Below are 2,355 nucleotides of genomic sequence, written 5' to 3' on the forward strand. Positions count from 1 at the left end.
CGTTGTGTGTAATTTTAAGAGACAGTCTACCTAAATTATTAACATTGTGAATACATCATTTGAAAAGGAATTTGATTGGAAAAAATATTTCATTGTAAGTGAAAATGTAATTCGTCAGAAAGAACATTCTGAAATTGAATTTAAAGAAAGTTTCCAAAGTCCTAAGCATAAGGATAAAAAACTCCATAAATGGATTGCAAGTTTTGCTAATGCAAATGGAGGATTAATTATTTATGGTGTTAAGAATAATGGTGAGTTAATAGGATTGAAAAATAACAAGTTGCGAGAATTTGACAATAAGGATTTATCTCAAGAATTGCTTGGTTTTTTTGCACCTGAAATAAAATTTGAGTTATTCACTAAAGAGATAGAAGGTTTTGAGTTAGGATTCTTATATGTTTATAAATCTAATGACAAACCTGTGGTTGCGATTAAATCAGCAAGTGAAACAATTCAAGAGAGTGACATTTTTTATCGTTATCCGGGTCAAAGTCGCCGTATTTCATATGGTGATTTAAGAAACATTATGGAAGAAAAATATAATCGTTTAAATGAACGATGGTTAAAACTAATGAATAATGTTGCGACAATAGGCGTTGAGAATGTTGGTATTCTAAACATAGAGAATGGTGAACTAATGGGTAGTGGTAACAAACTACTTATTCCAGAAGAATTATTGGAGAAGATTTCTTTTATAAATGAAGGTAGTTTTGTTGAGAAAGATGGTGCACCTACATTAAAACTAATAGGCGACGTCTTACCAATTGATAGTAATAAAGTAATTCAACTTATTGAGAAAAAATATCAGATTATTACACATTTTGAATTGTATAAATCATTTTTTGAACAGGATTTGGATATGGATTCCGCAAAAGAATTTTTCAGAAAAGTAGCCTATGAGAACACCGAATACTATCCAATATATTACTATATAGTTACTTCAAAACTGAGTCCAGTAAGTGTTGAAAAACTATTATTAAAAGAAAAAGGACCAAAGGTTAGTAATTTAAAGACAAGACTTTACAAGGAGAAAAGTAATTATAATAGATTTGAAATTGGAAATATTAAAAGTGGAACAGATGCGGCGAAAAGCATTACTTCGGCATTAGATTCTATAAAAAATAAGTCTGAAATTGATTTAAAAAATTTAGATTCTGCTTCGTTAAGATATCTTATTCAAGCAATAACTCATCTAAAAACAGATGATATTGACATTTCGCACATCCTGTACATACTTAAAGAATTATACGATAATCATTTTAACCAATCAGATACGACTAAATCGTTTATTAGAAAAGCAATATGTCATGTTGATTTGGTTATATTTGGAAAGCAATATTTTGAAAGAAATGAATAAAAACTAAGACATCGAAGAACTACAAGAGTAGCGTGGACAGGTGTCAAGGCTGAAACGCCTTCTGGGTTCGATTCCCAGCCGAAGAGGAATACAAGTGATTTCTCTTCGGCTGGGTCTCAATCTTAAAATTAACGAATATGACAGACCAAGAAGTAGAACAATATTTTCAGTATCATAATGAGAACATAAAGCTTCTGAAAATTGGTTTTGATAATATTCGAAACCAAATCAAAGACTTATATAAATCGAAGGACAAGAATGATAATTACATATTTACTTTAAGTAATTTTGATTCGAATAAAATAAACACACGTAAAATTGAAAAATCTTTTTCTAGAATACTCTCTGGAATTCAGGTTTCATGGGCAGAGGAAAGTATTAAAAGATTACTATATGAACGGAATCTTTTTAGCGATAGACAAAGAGATTATTTGATAAAACGACCAGCTCTTGACCAAAAATGGTATGAAACTTTAAAAATAGTTTTTTCAATCGCATATGATTTGGTTCCAGTTGGGGATGAGATTTGTAGTACAGTAAGAATTGACAGAGAAAGAAGAAACTTAGGCAATGAACTTGTTGACCAATATCTTGAGTTAAGGAGAATAATCACTGACCATTTGGTGCCAAATTTTTCTATTAGGAACAAGGTTCAACATGGTGAATGGGAATATGCATTTAAGCCAAAATATTCAGCGGAATTCAGTCATGATATTACTGACATGCTGAACGGAGAGAATATTGTAACAACGACATCAAGATATACATTGGTAAATTCAATTTATCAAATGATAGTTGATATGGGTAGATTTAAAAGTAATCGTTTTGCACTGGATTCAATGCTGACACCTTTTGAATATTTCTATCCTAAATATATCAAGAAGATAAGTTATGAAGTTGTGAAAATTGGAAATTCGGAAATTGAAAAATTTATAAATGAAATAATAGAACGAGAAAAAAGAGGAGAAAATTATCGGCATGAATAAAAAACTACACAC

General features: G+C 30.1%; 2 protein-coding genes. Both read left to right on the forward strand.

Annotated features, from left to right (window positions below; genetic code table 11):
* The first annotated feature begins 46 nt into the window (after positions 1–46).
* A complete protein-coding gene (locus OQ5_RS0101100) occupies positions 47–1,357 on the forward strand; it encodes an AlbA family DNA-binding domain-containing protein (protein ID WP_016775722.1) in 1,311 nt (436 codons plus the stop codon).
* A gap of 137 nt (positions 1,358–1,494) precedes the next feature.
* Positions 1,495–2,343, forward strand: coding sequence for a hypothetical protein (locus OQ5_RS0101105; protein WP_016775723.1), 849 nt, complete (start codon positions 1,495–1,497; stop codon positions 2,341–2,343).
* Positions 2,344–2,355: the final 12 nt, after the last annotated feature.

The sequence above is a fragment of the Anaerophaga thermohalophila str. Valhall genome, assembly GCF_000250735.1.
In the GTDB taxonomy this organism is placed as follows: Bacteria; Bacteroidota; Bacteroidia; order Bacteroidales; family Marinilabiliaceae; genus Anaerophaga; species Anaerophaga thermohalophila_A.

Excerpts from the sequence above, each read along its gene's own strand:
- OQ5_RS0101105 (WP_016775723.1), top strand. The coding sequence starts at position 1,495 with ATGACAGACCAAGAAGTAGAACAATATTTTCAGTATCATAATGAGAAC.